Origin of the sequence: Actinomadura sp. NPDC049382 (genome assembly GCF_040677125.1) — a bacterium.
GTDB classification, from domain to species: Bacteria; Actinomycetota; Actinomycetes; order Streptosporangiales; family Streptosporangiaceae; genus Spirillospora; species Spirillospora geliboluensis.
Genome location: NZ_JBFARO010000038.1, coordinates 52,442 through 68,150 on the forward strand (window position 1 = coordinate 52,442; position 15,709 = coordinate 68,150).

17 protein-coding genes are annotated in these 15,709 nt (G+C 72.6%); 7 read left to right on the forward strand and 10 right to left on the reverse strand.

Translation table 11 applies throughout. From position 1 onward, the window contains the following. Positions 1–24: 24 nt before the first annotated feature. Positions 25–618: an SPFH domain-containing protein gene (locus AB0K34_RS22980; protein WP_364550722.1), complete on the reverse strand. Its 594-nt coding sequence runs from the start codon at positions 616–618 to the stop codon at positions 25–27. Positions 619–776: 158 nt separating this feature from the next. Here AB0K34_RS22980 and AB0K34_RS22985 point away from each other — a divergent pair, with 158 nt between their 5' ends. Then, on the forward strand, positions 777–1,760 hold the full coding sequence (locus tag AB0K34_RS22985) for a sensor histidine kinase (RefSeq protein ID WP_364550724.1): 984 nt from the start codon (positions 777–779) through the stop codon (positions 1,758–1,760). A gap of 9 nt (positions 1,761–1,769) precedes the next feature. Here the strand turns inward: AB0K34_RS22985 and AB0K34_RS22990 are convergent, their stop codons facing one another. Beyond that, positions 1,770–2,429, reverse strand: coding sequence for a response regulator transcription factor (locus AB0K34_RS22990; RefSeq protein ID WP_364550726.1), 660 nt, complete (start codon positions 2,427–2,429; stop codon positions 1,770–1,772). Between the two features lie 341 nt (positions 2,430–2,770). On the opposite strand from AB0K34_RS22990, the gene AB0K34_RS22995 reads away from it, so the two are divergent. Then, entirely contained in the window at positions 2,771–3,193 is a 423-nt protein-coding gene (locus AB0K34_RS22995; protein ID WP_364550728.1) for a CBS domain-containing protein, read from the forward strand. A 58-nt stretch (positions 3,194–3,251) separates the two neighbouring features. Then, positions 3,252–4,535: an ArsB/NhaD family transporter gene (locus tag AB0K34_RS23000; RefSeq protein ID WP_364550730.1), complete on the forward strand. Its 1,284-nt coding sequence runs from the start codon at positions 3,252–3,254 to the stop codon at positions 4,533–4,535. A gap of 34 nt (positions 4,536–4,569) precedes the next feature. Here AB0K34_RS23000 and AB0K34_RS23005 read toward each other — a convergent pair whose 3' ends face one another. Then, positions 4,570–5,955 carry an NAD(P)H-quinone dehydrogenase gene (locus AB0K34_RS23005; protein WP_301175185.1) on the reverse strand — a complete coding sequence of 462 codons (1,386 nt, stop codon included), beginning with the start codon at positions 5,953–5,955 and terminating at the stop codon, positions 4,570–4,572. A 137-nt stretch (positions 5,956–6,092) separates the two neighbouring features. On the opposite strand from AB0K34_RS23005, the gene AB0K34_RS23010 reads away from it, so the two are divergent. The 3 genes from AB0K34_RS23010 to AB0K34_RS23020 are packed head-to-tail and all read left to right on the forward strand — an operon-like array spanning position 6,093 to position 9,049. Next, positions 6,093–6,545, forward strand: coding sequence for a gamma-glutamylcyclotransferase (locus AB0K34_RS23010; RefSeq protein ID WP_138638962.1), 453 nt, complete (start codon positions 6,093–6,095; stop codon positions 6,543–6,545). A gap of 36 nt (positions 6,546–6,581) precedes the next feature. Next, positions 6,582–7,382 (forward strand): purine-nucleoside phosphorylase, encoded by an 801-nt coding sequence (locus tag AB0K34_RS23015; protein ID WP_364550732.1) that lies wholly within the window; start codon positions 6,582–6,584, stop codon positions 7,380–7,382. Then, a complete protein-coding gene (locus tag AB0K34_RS23020; RefSeq protein ID WP_364550734.1) occupies positions 7,379–9,049 on the forward strand; it encodes a phospho-sugar mutase in 1,671 nt (556 codons plus the stop codon). Before AB0K34_RS23015 ends, AB0K34_RS23020 begins: the two co-directional genes overlap by 4 nt. Before the next feature lie 6 nt (positions 9,050–9,055). Here the strand turns inward: AB0K34_RS23020 and AB0K34_RS23025 are convergent, their stop codons facing one another. The 5 genes from AB0K34_RS23025 to AB0K34_RS23045 all read right to left on the reverse strand — a co-directional run bounded on the left by AB0K34_RS23025 (position 9,056) and on the right by AB0K34_RS23045 (position 13,142). Next, positions 9,056–9,700 carry a PH domain-containing protein gene (locus tag AB0K34_RS23025; protein ID WP_364550736.1) on the reverse strand — a complete coding sequence of 215 codons (645 nt, stop codon included), beginning with the start codon at positions 9,698–9,700 and terminating at the stop codon, positions 9,056–9,058. A gap of 7 nt (positions 9,701–9,707) precedes the next feature. Then, positions 9,708–10,799, reverse strand: coding sequence for an adenosine deaminase (locus AB0K34_RS23030; protein WP_138638966.1), 1,092 nt, complete (start codon positions 10,797–10,799; stop codon positions 9,708–9,710). Between the two features lie 119 nt (positions 10,800–10,918). Continuing rightward, the gene (locus tag AB0K34_RS23035; RefSeq protein ID WP_138638967.1) at positions 10,919–11,275 is read right to left on the reverse strand and encodes a cupin domain-containing protein; all 357 of its coding nucleotides are present in this window, start codon (positions 11,273–11,275) and stop codon (positions 10,919–10,921) included. A gap of 77 nt (positions 11,276–11,352) precedes the next feature. Then, positions 11,353–12,183, reverse strand: a complete 831-nt coding sequence (locus AB0K34_RS23040) for an ABC transporter permease (RefSeq protein WP_364550738.1) — start codon at positions 12,181–12,183, stop codon at positions 11,353–11,355. Beyond that, on the reverse strand, positions 12,180–13,142 hold the full coding sequence (locus tag AB0K34_RS23045; RefSeq protein ID WP_364550740.1) for an ATP-binding cassette domain-containing protein: 963 nt from the start codon (positions 13,140–13,142) through the stop codon (positions 12,180–12,182). Before AB0K34_RS23045 ends, AB0K34_RS23040 begins: the two co-directional genes overlap by 4 nt. A gap of 387 nt (positions 13,143–13,529) precedes the next feature. On the opposite strand from AB0K34_RS23045, the gene AB0K34_RS23050 reads away from it, so the two are divergent. Then, entirely contained in the window at positions 13,530–14,285 is a 756-nt protein-coding gene (locus AB0K34_RS23050; protein ID WP_364550742.1) for a TetR/AcrR family transcriptional regulator, read from the forward strand. Positions 14,286–14,290: 5 nt separating this feature from the next. Here the strand turns inward: AB0K34_RS23050 and AB0K34_RS23055 are convergent, their stop codons facing one another. Both AB0K34_RS23055 and AB0K34_RS23060 read right to left on the reverse strand, forming a co-directional pair. Then, positions 14,291–15,076: an SAM-dependent methyltransferase gene (locus tag AB0K34_RS23055; protein ID WP_364550746.1), complete on the reverse strand. Its 786-nt coding sequence runs from the start codon at positions 15,074–15,076 to the stop codon at positions 14,291–14,293. A gap of 68 nt (positions 15,077–15,144) precedes the next feature. Beyond that, the gene (locus tag AB0K34_RS23060; RefSeq protein ID WP_364550748.1) at positions 15,145–15,609 is read right to left on the reverse strand and encodes a class F sortase; all 465 of its coding nucleotides are present in this window, start codon (positions 15,607–15,609) and stop codon (positions 15,145–15,147) included. Between the last annotated feature and the right edge of the window lie 100 nt (positions 15,610–15,709).

Consider the following 15,709-nt stretch of genomic DNA (forward strand, 5'->3'; position numbering starts at 1 on the left):
CGCCGCCCCGGCGGGCCGCGGCGATCAGCGCGCGGCGCCGCCGGTCGCGGCAGTGGCACTGCCTGTGGCGGAGCGGACCGGGACCGTCGCGTCGGTGATGGAGACGAGGGTCGCGGCCACTCCCCATGGCCGGACCGCCTCGTCGACGCGCCGGACCAGCTCCGGGTCGTCCCCGCCCGCCAGCAGGGACGGCAGGTCCGCCAGGTCCCGGTCCGCTATCAGACCGCGCAGCGCGACCTCGGTCACCGCCTGCGCGGCGGAGGACGGCGTGCCCGAGGTGTCCGCGGCCGCGGCGTACCTGACGGGGTCGTCGGCTCCCATCAGGGCGTGGGCCTTGAGCCGCACGGGCACACCGTCCCTGGTCATCGCCCGGAACCACAGGTCGTGCGGCCGTGGGCCCACCGGGACGCGCACGCCGCTGTCGGCGAGCGGCAGCAGGTAGCGCAGCCCGGGCCCGCGGACCCCGCGCGTCCTGCCGAAGCGCCGGACGACGAGCCGTTCGCACGACCCGACGCGCCGGAGCCCGGAGAGCGCGGCCACGGCGACCGCCAGTCCGAGGACGATCAGGAACGCGGTGGACGGGGCCAGCGGGCTCTCTCGCGCGGCGAGCGGGACCATCCGACCTCCTCCCCCTTGTTCTCACCTTCCACCGTCGGCGATGGGGCGGGGGCCCGCCATCGGGTCCGATGCCCATAAGAGAGGGGGACGGACATGCAGGTCGGCACGGGTGCCGCCCCACATGGACAAAAGGGCGCCGCATGCGATGACGTGGTCCCATGAGCAGGACACCCGCCTCGGCACTGTACTGGCGCATCCTCGGCATCAACGGGCTGATCTTCGCGATCGGCACCGCTCTGCTGGCGGTCGCGCCCGTCACCATATCCTCGCCGATCCTGCTGCGGGAGCTGCCCGTCCTGGTGGTCGGGCTGGTCGTGATGACGGCGGCGAACGCGCTGCTGCTGCGCGCCAGCCTGTCCCCGCTGGAGCGGCTCACGGCCCTGATGGCGCGGCTGGACTCGCTGCGCTCCCGCGACCGGCTCTCCGCCACCGGCAACGGCGACCTGTTCCACCTCGTCGACCAGTTCAACGCGATGCTGGACCGGCTGGAGGCCGACCGCAGCATCAGCACCGCCGTGGTGCTGGACGCGCAGGAGGCCGAGCGGCGCCGCATCGCGCAGGAACTGCACGACGAGATCGGGCAGTCCCTCACCGTGGTGCTGCTGGAGCTGAAGTCGGTGGTGGACCGGGCGCCCGAGGAGGTGGCGGAGGAGCTGCGGGGCGTCCAGGAGGTCGTCCGGTCCAGCCTGGACGAGGTGCGGCGCGTGGCGCGGCGGCTGCGCCCCGGCGTCCTCGACGACCTCGGCCTGACCAGCGCGCTCACCGCGCTCGCCGGGGACTTCTCCGGGACCGGCGGGCCGCGGGTGACGCGCCGCGTCCAGACGGGGCTGGAGGGCCTCGGCCCGGACGCCGAACTGGTGATCTACCGGATCGCGCAGGAGGGCCTCACGAACGTGTGGCGGCATTCGGGCGCGCGCAACGCGGAGCTGTCGCTCACGCAGGAGGAGGACGGGAGCGTCGTCCTGCGCGTCGTCGACGACGGCGTGGGCCCGCCCACCGAGGTCGGCTCCGGCATCCACGGCATGCGGGAGCGGGCGATGCTCATCGGGGCGCGGCTCACGATCGGGCCGGCGAACGGCGGCGGCACCGAGGTGCGGCTGGAGGTGCCGCCGGAGGGCACCCGGCCCGCGGTGACCGGCTGAGCCGCCGGGTCAGGGCTCGACGAGCCCGACCCTGATCGCGTACTTCGTCAGCTCCAGCCGGTCGCGCATGCCGAGCTTGCCGAGGATGTTGGCGCGGTGCCGGTCGACCGTCTTCACGCTGATCGTGAGGGTCTCCGCGATCTGCTTGGACGAGTACCCCTCCGCGATCAGCTTGATGATCTCCTCCTCGCGCGGGGTGAGGATGCTGTCGGGGCCGCCGCCGTCCCGCTCCCGGCCGAGGTACTCGCGTATCAGCGCCGTCACGGCCGCCGGGTACAGGAACGGCTCGCCGCGCATCGCGGCGCGGCACGCGTGCAGCAGGTCGCGGTCGGCGACGGACTTCAGCACGTACCCGGAGGCGCCCGCCTTCAGGGCCTCGAACAGGTACTGCTCGTTGTCGTACATTGACAGGATCAGCGTCCGCACGGTGGGGAAGCGCCGGGAGATCTCCCGCGCGGCCTGCAGCCCCGTCATCCGCGGCATCGCGATGTCGAGGATCGCCAGGTCGACGCCGCCCGCGGCGAGCGCGTCGATCGCCTCCGCCCCGTCCGCCGCCTCCGCGACCACGGTCAGGTCGGGCTCGGCGTCCAGGATCAGCCGCAGCCCGCGGCGCACCAGCGCGTGATCGTCGGCCAGCAGTATCCGGGTGGCGGACTCGCGAGTGTGCACCCGATCACCTCCGGTCTCGGATCCATCCTAGGCGCGGCCCCGCGAGCAGCTTCTCCTCCACCTGCAGATACATGCTCCATGGCGCCGATATGGGGGTCAGACCCGATAAAGCGCGGGGCCCCCGGCACAAAGACTGGACACCGTACGCGGAAAGGGGCGGACGCATGGCACACCGAACGACCGGCGGGCACCTTCACCCGCCCAAGGCGCCGCGGAGGCCGTCCTGCGAAGGGAGCGCCCCCGGCGTCAGAAGGAGGAATCTATCAACCCGAAGAGCCAGGCTTTCCGGAAGCCGAAAGGAAGCAATGCAAGCGCGGGACATCGCCATAAAGGTGCCGACCGTGACGCGGGACGACTCGATCGCGCACGCGATACAGGTCATGGCGCTCGGCCGGCTGCCGGGACTGATCGTCGTGGACGAGGCGCAGCGCCCCCGGGTCGTCCTGCCCGGCACGCAGGTGCTGCGGCTGGCGGTCCCCGTCGCCTACCAGGAGGACCCGGCGCTGACGCGGGTCGTGGACGAGACGCATGCGGACGTCTTCTGGCACGAGATCCGCGACAGGAAAGTGGGCGACTGCCTCGGCACGCACACTCCCCGCCCGTTCATCGTGAAATCCTCCGCGACGCTGCTGGAACTCGCCGCGCTCATGGCCCGGCAGCGCAGTCCCATCGTGGCGGTCGTGGACGACGCCGGCCTCCTCACCGGCGCGGTGATCCTCGATCGGCTGCTGTCGGCGCTGGCGCTCAGCCAGCCCGACGACTGACCCTCCGGCAACGCCCCGACCCTCCGCCGCGCGGCGGCCTCCGGACGGAGGACCCGCGATGACGGCGGTGGCGGCGCTCGCCATCTTCGTCGTCGCCTTCTTCTTCATCGCCACGGAGAAGGCCGACAAGGTCAAGGTCGTCCTCATCGCGGCCGGGGCCATGACGGTGCTGGGGCTCACTCCCGGCGCCGGGGTCTTCTTCTCCGAGCACGACGGGATCGACTGGAACGTCATTTTCCTGCTGCTCGGCATGATGATCATCGTCGGGGTCATCAAGGGCACCGGGCTGTTCGACTACCTGGCGATCTGGGCGGCCAAACGGTCCAAGGGCCGGCCGTACCGGCTGCTGGTGATGCTCATGGCGATCACCGCGGTCGCCTCCCCGTTCCTGGACAATGTCACCACGATCATGCTGGTGGCGCCGGTGACGGTGGTGGTCTGCAACCGGCTGCGGATCCCGGCGCACCCGTACCTCATCGCCGAGGTGCTGGCGTCCAACATCGGCGGCGCCTCGACCCTCATCGGGGACCCGCCGAACATCATCATCGCCAGCCGGGCGGGGCTGACGTTCAACGACTTCCTCGTCCACATGGCGCCGATCGTGGTGGTCATCTTCATCGCGTTCGTGCTGCTGGCGCGGGTGCTGTTCCGCAAGTCGTTCACCTACGACGAGCGGTACGTCGCCGAGGTGATGTCGCTGGACGAGCGGAAGGCGATCACCGACCCGGCGCTGCTCGTCCGGTGCCTGGCGGTGCTCGGGCTCGTCATCGTCGGGTTCATGCTGCACTCGGTGGTGCACATGGAGCCGTCGATCGTCGCGCTCGTCGGCGCCGGGGTGATGCTGCTGGTGTCGCGGGTCGACGTCGGGGAGGTCCTGGACGAGGTCGAATGGCCCGTCCTGGTGTTCTTCGTCGGCCTGTTCGTGATGGTGGCGGGCCTCGGGCACACCGGCGTCATCGAGAAGATCGGCGTCTGGGCCGCGGACGCGGTCGGCGACAACTACTTCGCCGCCGCGACCAGCCTGCTGTTCGGGTCCGCCGTGCTCGGCGCGTTCTTCGACAACATCCCCTACGCGGCGACGATGGCGCCGATCGTGGAGGGGATGGCGGCGGGCGCCCCCGACCCGACGACCGCCGAGGCGCTGTGGTGGTCGTTCGCGCTGGGCGCCGACTTCGGCGGCAACGGCACCGCCGTCGCGGCGAGCGCCAACGTCGTCGCGATCGGCATCGCCGCCCGGACCGGGAACCCGATCAGTTTCTGGCAGTTCACCCGCTACGGCATCGTCGTCACCGTGCTGAGCACGCTGATGGCGTGGGTGTACGTGGCGTTGCGCTACTTCTAGCGCGGCTCCGCGGGGCTGGGGCCGGGCACGTCCTCTAGTAGGCGTGCTCGGCCATCAGCCGCCGGGACGCCTCGGTGATGCTGCCCGACAGCGACGGGTACACCGCGAACGTCTGGGCGACCTGGTCGACGGTCAGGTGCTGCTGGACGGCCACCGACACGGCCAGGATCAGCTCACTGGCGCGCGGCGCCACGATGACGCCGCCGAGCACGATCCCCGTGGACGGGCGGCAGAACACCTTGACGAAACCGTCCTCGAAGCCCTGCATCTTGGCGCGCGCGTTGGTGAACAGCGGCAGCATGACCGTCCGGGCGTTGACGTCGCCGGAATCGACCATGTGCTGCGTCACGCCGACCGACGCGACCTCCGGGTCCGTGAAGATGTTGGACGCGACCCAGCCGAGCTTGAGCGGCTGCACCGCCTCCCCCAGCGCGTGCCACATCGCGATGCGGCCCTGCATGCCCGCGACGGACGCGAGCATGAGCACGCCCGTGCAGTCACCGGACGCGTAGATGTGCGGGACGGACGTCCGCGACACCTTGTCGACCTCGACGAAGCCGCGCGCGTCGCAGCGCACGCCGACCTCCTCCAGGCCGATCCCCGTGGTGTTCGGGACCATCCCGACCGTCATCAGGCAGTGCGAGCCCTCGATCTTCGTCCCGTCCTCCAGGGTGACGATCACGCCCTCGCCCGAGCGCTCCACCCCCGCGGCCCGCGACCGCGACATGACGTTCATCCCGCGCCGCAGGAACACGTCCTGCAGGACGGACGCGGCGTCGGCGTCCTCCGTCGGGAGGATCCGGTCGCGCGAGGACACCAGCGTGACCTTCGACCCGAGCGACAGGTACGCGCCCGCGAGCTCCGCGCCCGTCACACCGGACCCGACGACGATCAGGTCCTCGGGGAGCTCCGGCAGGTCGTAGAGCTGGCGCCAGTTCAGGATGCGCTCGCCGTCCGGCTCCGCGCCGGGCAGCACGCGCGGCGTCGCGCCCGTCGCGATGAGCACGATGTCGGCCCGGATGCGCCGGTCGCCGACCGCGACGACATGCGGCTCCACCAGCCGCGCCTCACCGCGGACGATCTTCACCTCCTCGTAGGCGAGCCGTTCGGCGACGTCGAACGACTGGGCCCGCGCGAGGTCCTTCACGCGCTTGTTGACCTCGGCCATGTCGGCCTCCAGGGCGCCGACGATGCCGTCCGGGCCGCCGTTGAAGCGCAGCCCGAGGCCCGTCGACTCCGACATGACCGCCATACGGGTCGAGGTGGCGATGAGCGTCTTGGAGGGCACGCAGTCGGTGAGCACGCAGGCGCCGCCGGGACCGTCCCGTTCGATGACGGTCACGTCCGCGCCGAGCTGAGCCGCGACGAGCGCGGCCTCGTAACCGCCCGGGCCTCCTCCGATGATCACGATCCGGGTCACATCTTCCATTGTTTCCTACTCCCGACAGTGAAAAGTCCGGCTTCGCACCCACCCCGGCGTGACCTGTCCCTCCGCCGCGCCCCACGACAGGGCAACCCCCACACCCCCGCTCCAAGCGTGGCGTAGCCTTGGCCAACGTGGCACTGTACGCGGCGTACGCCTCCAACATGGATCCCGAGCAGATGGCGAGCCGGGCTCCGCATTCGCCCATGCGCGGCACCGGCTGGCTGGCCGGGTGGCGGCTCACCTTCGGCGGGCAGGACAAGGGCTGGGACGGCGCCCTCGCGACGGTCGTCGAGGAGGAGTCCGAGCAGGTCTTCGTCGTCATGTACGACGTGCCCGCCTGGGACGAGAAGGAACTCGACGCCTGGGAAGGGGCCGCGCTCGACGTCTACCGCAAGATCCGCGTCAGGGTGCAGACCCTGGACGGCGACGTCCTGTGCTGGATGTACGTCCTGGACGACTACGAGGGCGGCCTGCCGTCCGCGCGCTACCTCGGCATCCTCGCCGACGCGGCGGAGAAGGCCGGCGCGCCCGACGACTACGTCAAGGACCTGCGGACACGTCCGTGCAGGTCGCTGGGGGACTGATCGTCCCACCGGGAACCCGGCGGTAGTGTCGGCGATGTGAGCAACGACGCTTTTGCACTGGCACGGGCCTCCGCGGACGCGCTGCGCGACCGCACGTCCCTCGACGCGTTCGACGTCGCCCTCGTGATGGGCTCGGGCTGGGTCCCGGCGGCCGACAAGCTGGGCGAGCCCGCCATCGAGCTGACGGCCACCGAGCTGCCCGGGTTCGCGCCCCCGGCGGTGGAGGGGCACGCGGGGACGATCCGCGTCGTCGAGGTGGCGGGGCACCGGGCGCTGGTGTTCCTCGGCCGGACGCACCTGTACGAGGGCCGCGGCGTCGACGCCGTGGTGCACCCCGTCAGGACGGCGCTGGCCGCCGGGGTGAAGACGGTGGTGCTGACGAACGCGGCCGGCGGGCTGCGGCCCGAGCACCAGAGCGTCGGCGACCCGGTGCTGATCTCCGACCACCTGAACCTGTCGGGCGCGAACCCGCTCACCGGCGCGACGTTCCTCGACCTCACCGAGGCGTACTCGGGGCGGCTGCGCGCCCTCGCCAAGGAGGTCGACCCGACGCTGGCGGAGGGCGTGTACGCGGCGTTCCGCGGCCCGACCTACGAGACGCCCGCCGAGATCCGGATGCTGCGCACGCTGGGCGCCGACCTGATCGGCATGTCGACGGTGCTGGAGACGATCGCGGCGCGGCAGGGCGGCGCGGACGTCCTCGGGATCTCGCTGGTCACCAACATCGCGGCCGGGCTGTCGGACGAGCCCCTGGACCACGAGGAGGTCCTCGCGGCGGGACGCGCGTCCGCCGGGCGCATGGGCACGCTCCTCGCGACGGTCCTGGCGAAGCTGTGAGCGACCTCCGCGCGCGTGCCGAGGAGTGGCTCGCGCAGGACCCGGACCCGGACACCCGCGCCGAGCTCCGCGCGATCCTGGACCGGGGCGACGACGCGGTGCTCGCGGCGCGGTTCGGGTCCCGGCTGGAGTTCGGGACGGCGGGCCTGCGCGGCGAGCTGGGCGCCGGCCCGAACCGGATGAACCGGGTGACGGTCATGCGCGCCGCCGCCGGGCTCGCCGCGTGCCTGCCGCCCGGCGGCCGGGTCGTCGTCGGCTTCGACGCGCGGCACGGCTCGCGCCGGTTCGCCGACGACACGGCGGCCGTGCTCAGCGGCGCCGGGCTGCGCCCGGAGGTGTTCGCCGAGCCCGTCCCGACGCCCGTGCTGGCGCATTTCACCCGCTCGTTCGACGACATCGTCGCGGGCGTCATGGTGACGGCCAGCCACAACCCGCCGCGCGACAACGGCTACAAGGTGTACTGGTCGGACGGCGCGCAGATCGTCCCGCCGCAGGACAGCCAGATTTCCGCCGCGATCGACGCGGTCGGACGAGTGGACGAGCTGCCGCTCGGGTCCGGCTGGCCCGTCCATGCCGACGCCGGCCTGTACCTGGACGCGGTGTCGTCACTGCGGCTCGGCGACGACCGGGACATCTCGATCGTCTACACGCCTATGCACGGCGTCGGCCGGGACGTGCTGCTCGCGGCGTTCGAGCGCGCCGGTTTCCCGGCCCCGGCCGTCGTCCCCGAGCAGGCGGAGCCGGACCCCGACTTCCCGACCGTCGCGTTCCCGAACCCGGAGGAGCCCGGCGCCCTCGACCTCGCGCTGGCGCTGGCGGAGGCGCGGCGCGCCGACCTGGTGATCGCCAACGATCCGGACGCGGACCGCTGCGCCGTCGCCGTCCCGTCCCCGTCCGGGTGGCGGACGCTGACCGGGGACGAGGTCGGCGGGCTGCTCGCCGAGCACGTCCTGCGGCACACCGCCGGCGACGACCGGCTGGTCGCCACCACGATCGTGTCGTCGTCGCTGCTCCGCTCGATCGCCGCCGCGCACGGGGTGCGGTTCGCCGAGACGCTCACCGGCTTCAAATGGATCATGAAGGCGGGCGCGTCCCACCCGACCGGGGGGCGCGGGGGGTCGTCCCCCCACGGGCGGCCCGACCGGCTCGTGTTCGGCTACGAGGAGGCGCTCGGCTACAGCGTCGGCGACGACCGCGGCGTCCTCGTCAACGACAAGGACGGCATCGGCGCGGCCCTCGCCGTCGCGGCCCTCGCCGCCGCCGCGAAGCGCGACGGCCGCACGCTGCTCGACCTGCTCGACGACCAGGCCCGCGAGCACGGCCTGCACGCCACGTCGCAGCTCTCGATCCGGGTGGACGACCTGTCGCTGATCACCGCGGCCATGACGCGGCTGCGCGCCGCTCCCCCGGCGGAGCTCGCCGGGCGCCGGGTCGCGTCGTTCGACGACCTCGCCCGCCCGGCGGACGGCCTGCCGCCCACCGACGGGCTCCGCTTCCGGCTGTCCGGCGGCGCCCGCGTGGTCGTCCGCCCCTCGGGCACGGAACCGAAGCTCAAGTGCTACCTGGAGGTCGTCCTTCCGGTAGAGGACGACGTCGCCGCGACCCGCGCGCGCGCCGCCGCCGAACTGGACGCGCTCCGCACGGCCCTCTCCACTGCCCTCGCCTAGGGGCGGTCAGCGGACCAGCGAGACGACCAGGGCGACGATCAGCGCGGCGAGGGGGACGGCCAGGGCCGCCACCGCCGGGACCGACCAGGCGACCGCGCCCCGGGCGGTCTCGGCCTGCTTCGCCGCGGCGGCCCGGTCGGGGGCGCCCGACTTGGCCCGCGGGCGGTGCCGGTCGCGCAGCTCGTTGAGCTGCTGCGCCGCGAACCTCGTCGGCGTCCGGCCCCGCAGGTCGATGTCCGCGCCCTGGTTCTTGCGCGCCTGCTTCTCGGCGCGGGCCTCCGCCTTCGCCTGCGCGCGGGGGGACGTCTGGTGCACCCAGGCCCGGGTCTCCACGTCCGACCCGTCCGGGCCGATGAAGCGCACGGTCACCGCGTTCTTGCCCTCGATGCTCCGGACCGCCGCCCACGGCGCGCGGACGTCCCGCAGCGGGTTGCGGACGGTGATCCCCTCGTCGTCCCCGACGATCGCCGGGCGCAGCCCGATCGTGTAGGCGACCCCGCAGCCGAGCAGGAGCAGGAACGCGATCGTGAACGTCGTCAGCGAGTAGTCGGGGTCACCGGTGATGCCGACGAACAGGTCCACGAAGTTGAGCAGGGCGAACACGAGCCACGCGTAAGCGGCGACCTGCCCGCCGGTGGAGCGAATGGTCATGGCTCGATCATGCCAGTGGCCGGGCGCCGCTCCACTTGAGCTGCGCGAAGCCGGGCTTGATCACCCCGTTGATCAGTTCGAGCCGCTCGTTGAACGGCACGAACGCCGACTTCATCGCGTTCACCGTGAACCACTGCAGGTCGTCCCAGCCGTAGCCGAACGCCTCGGTGAGCTTGGCGAACTCCTGCGACAGCGTCGTCCCGCTCATCAGCCGGTTGTCGGTGTTGACCGTGACGCGGAAGCTGAGCCGGCGCAGCAGCCCGATCGGGTGCTCGGCGATCGACTTCGCCGCGCCCGTCTGGATGTTGGACGTCGGGCACATCTCCAGCGGGATCCGCTTGTCCCGGACGTAGCCGGCGAGCCGGCCGAGCCGCGCGTCGCCGCCGTCCACCTCGATGTCGTCGATGATCCGCACACCGTGGCCGAGCCGGTCGGCGCCGCACCACTGGATCGCCTGCCAGATCGACGGCAGCCCGAAGCCCTCGCCGGCGTGGATGGTGAAGTGCGCGTTCTCCCGCTGGAGGTACTCGAACGCGTCCAGGTGCCGGGTGGGCGGGTAGCCGGCCTCGGCGCCCGCGATGTCGAACCCGACGACGCCGAGGTCCCGGTAGCGGACGGCCAGCTCGGCGATCTCCATGCTGCGCGCCTGGTGCCGCATCGCCGTGACCAGCGTCCCGACCCGGATGCCGAAGTCCTTGCGGGCCCGCGCGAACCCGTCCAGGACGGCCTCGACGACCTGCTCCAGCGTCAGGCCCCGGCTGAGGTGCTGCTCCGGCGCGTACCGGACCTCCGCGTAGACGATGCCGTCGTTCGCGAGGTCCTCCGCGCACTCGTACGCGACCCGGGTGAGCGCCTCGGCGGTCTGCATCACGCCGACGGTGTGGGAGAAGGTCTCCAGGTAGCGCTCCAGCGACCCCGAGTTGGACGCCTCCTCGAACCACGTCCGCAGGGCGTCGGGATCGGTGGCGGGCAGGTCGGCGTACCCGGTGTCGCGGGCCAGCTCGACGATGGTCGCGGGCCGGACGCCGCCGTCCAGGTGGTCGTGCAGCAGCACCTTCGGCGCGCGCCGGATGTCCTCAAGAGTCGGCCGCTCGTTCATCTCTCGAACCTACCCGGCCGCACCCGCTCCCACGTCGTCAATTCTCGCCATGCGCGGGGGCCGAGGGGGAAGGGTGCGGCCGGTGGGCGGACCCACCGGCCATCGCCGCGACGCGCCGGTCAGCCGGCCTTGGCGTACTCGCCGATGCCGCCGGCGAAGTCGAACATGACGCAGGCCTCGTCGCCGACGACCCACGCGTCGTGGCCGGGCTCGACGACGAACACGTCACCGGGCCCGACCTCGCCCTCGGCGCCGTCGCTCATCTGGATGCGCATCCGGCCCTGCACGACATAGCCGTTGTGGTGCACCTGGCACAGGTCGGTGCCGGCGATGTCCTTCACCGACTCCGTCCAGCGCCAGCCGGGCTCGAACGTCGCCTTGCCGAAGACGAGACCGGTCAAGTTGACGACCTCAAGGTGGCCCCTGGGGAAGTCGCGCCGGTCGTCCGGCTTCTCGATGCTCTTGATCTCAGTCATGATGGGTCCCCCTTTTCACCATCACCTCCCACGCTTGCACCGCCCCTGACATGCGTCAAGACGTGTCGGAGGACGGATCAGCGCCCCAGCCGCCGGTACCGCAGGACGGCCAGCGGCAGAAAGATCGCGGTGATGACGGCGGGCCACACGAGCGCCATCAGCAGGGCGTTCTGCTCGACCCACGTACCGCCGACGGCGGCCGGGTTGCCGAACAGCTCGCGGGACGCGGTGACGGTCGCGGAGACCGGGTTCCACCGCGCGATCGCACCCAGCCAGTCCGGCATCAGCGCCGGCGCCACGAACGCGCTGGAGATCATCGCGAACGGGAACGCGACCGCGAACAGGCTCCCCGCCGCCTCCTCGTTGGGCACGAGCAGGCCGAGCAGCACGCCGATCCAGATCAGCGCGAAGCGCAGCAGCAGGAACAGGCCGAACGCCGCGAGCGTCCGGAGCACGCCGCCGCTGGAGCGCCAGCCGATCGCCAGCGCGGTCAGCCCCAGCACGACGAGGTCGAGGGTCGCGCCGATCAGGTCGCCGACGCCGCGCCCGGTCACGGTCGCGGACGACGCCATCGGCATCGAGCGGAAGCGGTCGGTGACCCCGCGCGTGCTCTCGAAGACGACGGCGTACGCGGTGTTCATGAACCCCATCGCCATCGTCATCCCGAACATGCCCGGCATCAGGAACTCGCGGTAGTCGCCGCCGCCGGGGACGGACATCGCGCTGCCGAACACGTAGCCGAACAGCAGCACCGACACGATCGGGAACCCGAGCTGCCAGGCGATGTTGCTCGGCTGCCGGACGTAGTGCGTGAGGCCGCGCAGGACGATCGTCCAGCAGTCGGCGACGGCCCAGTAGAGCCGCTCGCCGACGCCCTCGTCCACGGCCCCGCGTTCCACTGCGCTCATGCCCCTACCTCTTCCTTCTCGGCGCGGTGGCCGGTGAGGCGCAGGAACACCTCGTCCAGCGTGGGCCTGCGCAGCCCGATGTCCTCGACGGCGATCCCGTCGTCCTGCAGGGTGCGGGCGACCTCGGTCAGCGCCGCCACCCGGTCGGCGACCGGCGCGTGCACCCGCGCCGCCTCGGCGTCCACTTGCGGCTCGGCGGACGCCGCGCGGGCGACCACCGCCGCCGTGGCCGCCAGCTCCGCGGGGTCGCGCACCACCACCTCGATCCGGTCGCCGCCGATCAGCCGCTTCAGCGACTCCGGCGTGCCGTCGGCGATGACCCGGCCCCGGTCGAGGACGGCGATGCGCCCGGCCAGCCGGTCGGCCTCCTCCAGGTACTGGGTCGTCAGCAGGACGGTCGTGCCCTGCGCGACGAGCGAGCGGACGGAGTCCCACACCTCGTTGCGGCCGCGCGGGTCGAGCCCGGTGGTCGGCTCGTCGAGGAACAGCACGTCCGGCGCGAGGATCATGCTGGCGGCGAGGTCGAGGCGGCGGCGCATCCCGCCGCTGTACCCCTTCACGCCGCGGTCGGCGGCGTCCAGCAGGTCGAAGCGCTCCAGCAGCTCCTCCGCGCGCTCCGCCGCGCGCCGCTTCCCGAGGTGGAACAGGCGGCCGAACATGCGCAGGTTCTGCCGCCCGGTCAGCACCTCGTCCAGCGCGGCGTGCTGCCCCGCCAGCCCGATCCGCCGCCGCACCGCCCGGGGCCGGGCCGCGACGTCGAACCCGGCGACCTCGGCCCGCCCGCCGGTCGGCCGGGCGAGCGTCGACAGGATGCGCACGGCGGTCGTCTTCCCCGCGCCGTTCGGCCCGAGCAGCCCGTACACCATGCCCTTCGGCACCGTGAGATCGAAGCCGTCAAGCGCCCGTTTCGTCCCGTAGTCCTTGCGGACTCCCACCGCAAGGATCGCGTCCTCCGCCATCGACACCTCCCCTTCGCGTATCCCATACGCAAATTAACGTACACCATACCCAAAGTGCGCCGACCTCAGCCGTGCCCACGGGGCGGGCGGCCGGAGGGCGCCCTAGCCCAAAGTGCGCCGACCTCAGCCGCGCCCACGGGGCGGGCGGCCGGAGGGCGCCCTAGCGCCCGGAGGCCGCACGCCCCGCCGGGCGAGAGGCTGTTTCGCCGAGACGCGCCAGCGGATCGGGGAAACGGCCTCTCGGCCGTAACGGGGGTTCCAGGGGGTCGCCCCCCTGGGCCAACACAGGCTCCAGGGGGTCGCCCCCCTGCGCGAACACGCCCTGTAGCGTCTTCGTGTGTGCGCTGACGGAGGCGCCTTGGGCGGGAAGAGCGGGACGGACGGGTCATGGCATCGGAGCGCGGCGACGGCCGGGATCTCGGGCGGAGTCTGAAGCTGCTGTGGGGCGATCGGGTCCGGCCGCCTCGGGGGCGGCCGCCGGGCCTCACCCTGGACCGGGTCATCGCGGCGGCCGTCGAGGTCGCCGACGAGCTCGCCGAGACCGAGGGGCTCGACGCGCTGTCGATGCGCTCCATCGCGACCCGCCTGGGCGTCGGGACGATGACGCTCTACCGGTACGTCCCCGGCAAGAGCGAGCTTCTGGACCTGATGCTCGACCACGTCACCGCCGTCCCCGAGGGCACGGAGACGGACGGTGACGGGCGGAGCTGGCGGGAGATCCTGGCGGACGAGGCGCACGGCCATTGGCGGTTGTGCCTGGACCATCCGTGGTACCCGTTCGTGGACCAGAGCCGTCCGCTCCTAGGGCCCAACTCCATGCGCGGGCTGGACAGGCTCCTCGGCAGGCTGCGCCCGACGGGCGTCGACGACCGCACGCTGATGATGATGGTCAGCGTCCAGAGCGACTACGTGGAGAGCGTCGCGCGCCGCTACATCCTGGAGCGCCGGGCCGAACGCCGGACGGGCCTCAGCAACGAGGAGTTCTGGGCCGCGCAGAGCCCGTCCTTGGAGGCGGCTCTGCTCAGCGGCGACTTCCCCGTGATGGCGCAGCTCTCCGACAACGTCTTCGACTTCTCCTACGAGGAGCTCTTCGAGTTCGGCCTCGACCGCCTCCACGACGGCTTCGCCGGCCATTTCGGCTGACCGGGTCAGTCCTTGCGGGCCAGGCCGGCGTAGTAGTACACCTCGTGCGGGTCGGCCGGGGGCGTGTCGGGACGCCATGTCGCGAGCGGCACCGCGCCCGGTGGCAGGAGTGTCGCCGGGCCGAACAGCGCGGCGAACTCGTCCCGCGTCCGGGACACCAGCGGGATCCCCGCCGCGTTCGCCGCGGCGTTGGCGGCGGCGACGGCCTCCGGGTCGAAGTCGGCGGTCGGGTGCGAGATCGCGACCGTGCTGCCGGACGGCAGCCCGCCGAGCAGCGTCGCGACCCACCGCTCCGGGTGCCGGTCGGGCGGGAAGTACATCAGCAGCGCGACGACCATCAGCGCGACCGGACGGGCCGGGTCGAGCGTCTCGGCGAGCAGCGGATCGTCCAGGACGGCCTGCGGCTCGGTGAGGTCGCCGTGCAGATAGGCGACGCCCGGCACGTCCGCGATCATGGCCCGTGCCTGCTCGGTGACCAGCGGGTCGTTGTCGACGTACACGACGCGGACGGACGGGTCGACCGCCCGCGCGATCTCGTGCAGGTTCGGCGACGTGGGGATGCCGCTGCCGATGTCGAGGAACTGGGTGACGCCCGACTCCACCAGGTGCCGCGTCGCCCGCTCCATGAACGACCGGTTCGCGCGCGCCATCGCGGGCAGCGCCGGGATCGCCCGGACCATCGCGTCCCCGAGTTCCCGGTCGGCCGGGAAGTTGTCGGATCCGCCGAGCCAGTAGTCGTACACGCGGGCCGGGTGCGCGACGGAGGTGTCGAACTCCGGGGAGGCTGCCATGCGCGGTCCTCTCACGATCGGCTGGTCCGATCCTCGCACCGGACGCGCGGCGGCGGGAAGCGCCCGCCCTACCGGACGGACGTCTCGGTGGCGTAGACGATGACGTTGTCGCGGTAGCCGCGGGCCGCCCGGTCGAACGGCCCGCCGCAGGTGACGAGCCGGAGCCCGGGGCGGTCGAGGGGGCCGTAGACGCGCTGGGTGGGGAACCGGTCCTTGGCGACCCGCTCCACGGACTCGACGGTGAACACGGCCACGCGGCCGTCCGCGCGCGTCACCTCGACGCGATGCCCGGGCCGCAGCCGGCCGAGGTCGTAGAAGACGGCCGCCCCCGCCGCCGAGTCGACGTGGCCGAGGAGCACGGCGGCGCCGCGCTCGCCGGGCGCCGGTCCGAGGTCGTACCAGCCGGCCTCGCCCGGACGGTCGGCGCGCGGCACCTGGACGGAGCCGTCCGCGTCGAGGCCCAGCCGGACCAGCGGGGCGCGGACCCCGATCGCCGGGACGGCCACCTGCACGGGCACCGAGCGCGGCAGCACCGGACCGGCGGGACCGGCGGCCCCGAAACCCAGCCCGTTTCCCCCAGGGCGTACCGGTTGTCCAGGACGAGCACCACATCAGGGCTGTTCCATGGACGGG

What these genes read in the sequence shown, in the direction of transcription:
- AB0K34_RS22980 (WP_364550722.1), bottom strand. Translation starts at nt 618, where the DNA reads ATGGTCCCGCTCGCCGCGCGAGAGAGCCCGCTGGCCCCGTCCACCGCG.
- AB0K34_RS23040 (WP_364550738.1), bottom strand. Translation starts at nt 12,183, where the DNA reads ATGAGCGCAGTGGAACGCGGGGCCGTGGACGAGGGCGTCGGCGAGCGG.
- AB0K34_RS23050 (WP_364550742.1), top strand. Translation starts at nt 13,530, where the DNA reads ATGGCATCGGAGCGCGGCGACGGCCGGGATCTCGGGCGGAGTCTGAAG.
- AB0K34_RS23000 (WP_364550730.1), top strand. Translation starts at nt 3,252, where the DNA reads ATGACGGCGGTGGCGGCGCTCGCCATCTTCGTCGTCGCCTTCTTCTTC.
- AB0K34_RS22985 (WP_364550724.1), top strand. Translation starts at nt 777, where the DNA reads ATGAGCAGGACACCCGCCTCGGCACTGTACTGGCGCATCCTCGGCATC.
- AB0K34_RS23045 (WP_364550740.1), bottom strand. Translation starts at nt 13,142, where the DNA reads ATGGCGGAGGACGCGATCCTTGCGGTGGGAGTCCGCAAGGACTACGGG.
- AB0K34_RS23025 (WP_364550736.1), bottom strand. Translation starts at nt 9,700, where the DNA reads ATGACCATTCGCTCCACCGGCGGGCAGGTCGCCGCTTACGCGTGGCTC.
- AB0K34_RS23035 (WP_138638967.1), bottom strand. Translation starts at nt 11,275, where the DNA reads ATGACTGAGATCAAGAGCATCGAGAAGCCGGACGACCGGCGCGACTTC.
- AB0K34_RS23030 (WP_138638966.1), bottom strand. Translation starts at nt 10,799, where the DNA reads ATGAACGAGCGGCCGACTCTTGAGGACATCCGGCGCGCGCCGAAGGTG.
- AB0K34_RS23055 (WP_364550746.1), bottom strand. Translation starts at nt 15,076, where the DNA reads ATGGCAGCCTCCCCGGAGTTCGACACCTCCGTCGCGCACCCGGCCCGC.